Here is a 3300-nt window from a genome sequence, read left to right on the forward strand (position 1 = left end):
TGTTAGCAGTGGTATAAAAGCGCGGATAAATGGCGCAGGTTACCCCCAATCCTTCAAGCCCCATCCTTGGGTGATAAATTTTAAAATGGTGGGTCCTCTAGCTTTTCCTTCGGGTCTTTTTCTTTAGAACAAGGTTGACTACTTAGCTCATCCCTTAATTCCATTTGAGATTTCTGATATCGCATGATTTTTCCAAGGTGAATGGATTCAAATGCGAGTGCTAGTTCATAAAAAAAATCAACAAGATGTGATGCAGCTTCGTCAGATAGGTTGTCTGAAAATAGTTCACGCAGGTTGTCACACATGATTATTCTCCCGCTTTCTAAGTGATTTTTTGCCTTTACTTCGTTTCGAGTGGCGCTCAATATTTTTCTCTGTTGCTTCTTTTAGTCGGAATGAATCGCCCTCGATGTTTAAAATTTCGGAGTGATGGACCAAGCGATCAATGATGGATACAACACATGCTGCATTAGGGAAAATGTCACGCCATTCAGTGAATGGTTTATTGGTCGTAATGCAAGTTGGCTTTTTTTCATAACGCTGTGAAATAACTTCGAACAATAAATCGGCATGTCTATTGGAATAAGATAAATACCCAACCTCATCAATGACTAAAAAAGTGGGTTGAGTATAGTATTTAACGCGTCGTCGTAATGCACTCTCACTGTCTAATTCGGCCAGTTCATTTAACATGCCTGCTGCCGTTGTAAATAATGCCGTGTGCCCTTTGAGAACAGCAAGATGTGCAATATTGGACGCAATCATTGTTTTACCAACCCCATTGGGTCCGCATACAATAAGGTTTGTTGCCGTTTCCATAAAGCCTAGTTGCATCCATTGCTCAACGGCCTCACGGTCACAGGTTTTTGGCCAGGACCAATCAAAATCGGTCATCGGTTTAAAGCGCCCTGTACGCGCTTTACGTAAACGTTCATCAAGACTGCGTTGTGAACGATATGCATCTTCCCAAGCCATAAGCTGCTGAAGAAATACCAAGCCTTCTTCATTAACCTCATCCCAATGACTAAGTATGCCATGTAATTTAAGGGCTTTAGCGCGTTGTACTATTAATTCAGTTAACATGATTCATTCTCCGGCGCTTTATTAAGAATTTCGTATTGATTTAATGAATGGGGCTTCACAACCATTTCAGTGATTCGTTTATCATGAGACAAGGCAAAGATGGCCAATGGTTTTTCTTGGCATTCATCACGAAGACGCTGCAAAATAAGTTGCACAGAGTTGGGATGAGGTACGTTCCTCGCCAGTGCTTCTGCCATGGCTTTTTCCAATAAACTGGCTCCATAGTCATCCAGTAATGAGGTCAGTTGTTTTGTTGTTGAACGCAATGCGTATCCACTCGCAGCGGCAGCATTAAGGAAATCACGAGCGCAATCAATCGATTGAATCAGCCTGTCTTGTCCTCGACTTAATCGTGCCTCTCGTTTACGATCAGCCAATGTTTTAATGTGTTGGGCACATTCAATTTGCTTTGCTTTATCATAGCTGCGCAAATGCATGGCAATTACATTCGGACCATCCAAAATACTCACGGAATCAAGCGTTGCATGAATCGTGAGTGATTGCCTGACATGGGTATGAGGCACTGAATAATCATTTAAGTCAAAACGAACATAAGGTGTTTTTCCAACGCTTGCTGTTTCAACCTCATTGCATGGGTAAGGATTATCAGGGAGTGGAATCAAGCGAGGTTGTTCCGCTAAAAAAGTATCCTGGACTGTTTTACTTTTATCCTCTGGGCAAGGCCTATTGGATGCTGTCGTATTACACCAAGCCAGTGCTTGCTGATTAAGATCCTCGAGGTTGGTGTACTGCCGTCCTGCAAAAAAATTATCGCGTATGTAACGGATGGACCGTTCCACACGACCTTTTTCATTGCCACGATAAACCGCACAGGGCCTTGGTTCGAAACGATAATGAGCTGCAAAGGCAAGTAACGTTGGGTTAAATCGAATAGCATCCCCTTGTCTCTCTAAAATAGCCGATTTGAGATTGTCATAAAGAGCAACTCGAGGCACGCCTGAAAAGTAGTTGAACGCCAGCTCATGACCACGTAAAAAGTTCTCAGTTCGCGCATTTAAATAAAAATGCAGGAAAATTTTTCTTGAGTAACTAAGGACCATCACAAACGCCATCAGCGGCCTTTTAGCATCACCAATAGTCATGTGCCCGAAATGCCCCCAGTCCACTTGCGATTGCTCGCCGGATAAGGTTCTTAATCGAAGATAAGCTTCGGCAGGAGTTTTAGGTCGATAAAGTGAAATGAGCTGACGAAAATGATCGGGGCCACCGGGATATCCGCGCTCAGCAACCATTCCATATAACCTGCTCGCGGTGAGATTAGGAAAACGTTTTAATTGTTCAAGTATAAAGGATAAAAATGGGTCAATCATTGACGGTTCAACAAGGATTTTATCTTTATCAACACCCGTTGCTGAAAGTACCCGTTTAACCGTACTGTGATGCACGCCAAGTTGAGACGCAATCGTTCCTACACGCCACTTTTCTACGTGATAATAGCGTAAGATTTTTGCTTTTAACTCTTGGGAAATCGCCATGATTCCTCCTCATGTTTGTTAATGTTCAGGGCGATTGAGCACAAGCTTTTAACCTGGATGAGTTTTTATAGTCTCTTCGACGTAAAAAATCCTTACGGAGCCAATCAGATATCGGGTTTTCACAAAAGCAGCAGGTTAATGGCGCATTATTATGCACAACTTCTGAATTTATAGTCTTGTTTTCAATCGATCTGATTGAAGCATGTTGAGGTGTTGGTGGTGAACCCCGATGCGTCACTATTTTTCTTAACCGCATCCTATAGCGAGCTTGACGCGCAGCATGGCGACGTTTTCCATTGAGGGTAGTTTGATAACGAAAGCCAGCAAATTTTAGTGATTTCATTCGTGCACGTGCTGCACAAATAGGGTCACAATAAATGTTGCCACGATCACACTTACTGCAAATCTTGACTTGTTTATGACAAAGTGCGCATTGATATAGTCTGGCTGTAGGTTCCATAAGCAATCCATTGCTAATGAAACCTGGTATTTATGTGATCACCTGATATGCTTTATATCAAGGGACTAGGTTGAGTTTGCTATCGTAAGGGTCGTCAAATCGTTATCGATATCAAACGGATTTCATTAGTCCCTTAATTTTAGATTATTTTATCTGATTGCTCTTTATTTGTTCTTTCTTTGACTTGACCAGGGAAATCGGAATTTTGATGGATATTATTAACCTGCGCCATTTACTAGCGGGTTATTAGCCCTGTCTACA

Annotated in this window: 4 protein-coding genes; all 4 read right to left on the minus strand. The window is 42.1% G+C overall.

Annotated features, from left to right (window positions below; all coding sequences use genetic code 11):
* Nucleotides 1-80: 80 nt before the first annotated feature.
* From ACQY7T_RS08675 to ACQY7T_RS08690, 4 genes are read right to left on the minus strand one after another with little or no spacing between them, the layout of a single operon-like run.
* Nucleotides 81-305, minus strand: coding sequence for a hypothetical protein (locus ACQY7T_RS08675; RefSeq protein ID WP_428412700.1), 225 nt, complete (start codon nucleotides 303-305; stop codon nucleotides 81-83).
* Nucleotides 298-1083 (minus strand): IS21-like element helper ATPase IstB, encoded by a 786-nt coding sequence (istB, locus tag ACQY7T_RS08680; protein WP_428412702.1) that lies wholly within the window; start codon nucleotides 1081-1083, stop codon nucleotides 298-300. The genes ACQY7T_RS08675 and istB overlap by 8 nt, the downstream gene beginning before the upstream one ends.
* Complete coding sequence (gene istA, locus ACQY7T_RS08685; protein ID WP_428412704.1) at nucleotides 1077-2579, minus strand: IS21 family transposase; 1503 nt, start codon at nucleotides 2577-2579, stop codon at nucleotides 1077-1079. The genes istB and istA overlap by 7 nt, the downstream gene beginning before the upstream one ends.
* 25 nt (nucleotides 2580-2604) lie before the next feature.
* Complete coding sequence (locus ACQY7T_RS08690; RefSeq protein ID WP_428412706.1) at nucleotides 2605-3039, minus strand: hypothetical protein; 435 nt, start codon at nucleotides 3037-3039, stop codon at nucleotides 2605-2607.
* Nucleotides 3040-3300 lie beyond the last annotated feature (261 nt).

Origin of the sequence: Legionella sp. (assembly GCF_965140895.1) — a bacterium.
Lineage (GTDB): Bacteria > Pseudomonadota > Gammaproteobacteria > Legionellales > Legionellaceae > Legionella.

Bases quoted from the DNA above. Each gene is read 5' to 3' on its own strand.
- istA (WP_428412704.1), bottom strand. From the start codon at position 2,579: ATGGCGATTTCCCAAGAGTTAAAAGCAAAAATCTTACGCTATTATCAC.
- ACQY7T_RS08690 (WP_428412706.1), bottom strand. From the start codon at position 3,039: ATGGAACCTACAGCCAGACTATATCAATGCGCACTTTGTCATAAACAA.
- istB (WP_428412702.1), bottom strand. From the start codon at position 1,083: ATGTTAACTGAATTAATAGTACAACGCGCTAAAGCCCTTAAATTACAT.
- ACQY7T_RS08675 (WP_428412700.1), bottom strand. From the start codon at position 305: ATGTGTGACAACCTGCGTGAACTATTTTCAGACAACCTATCTGACGAA.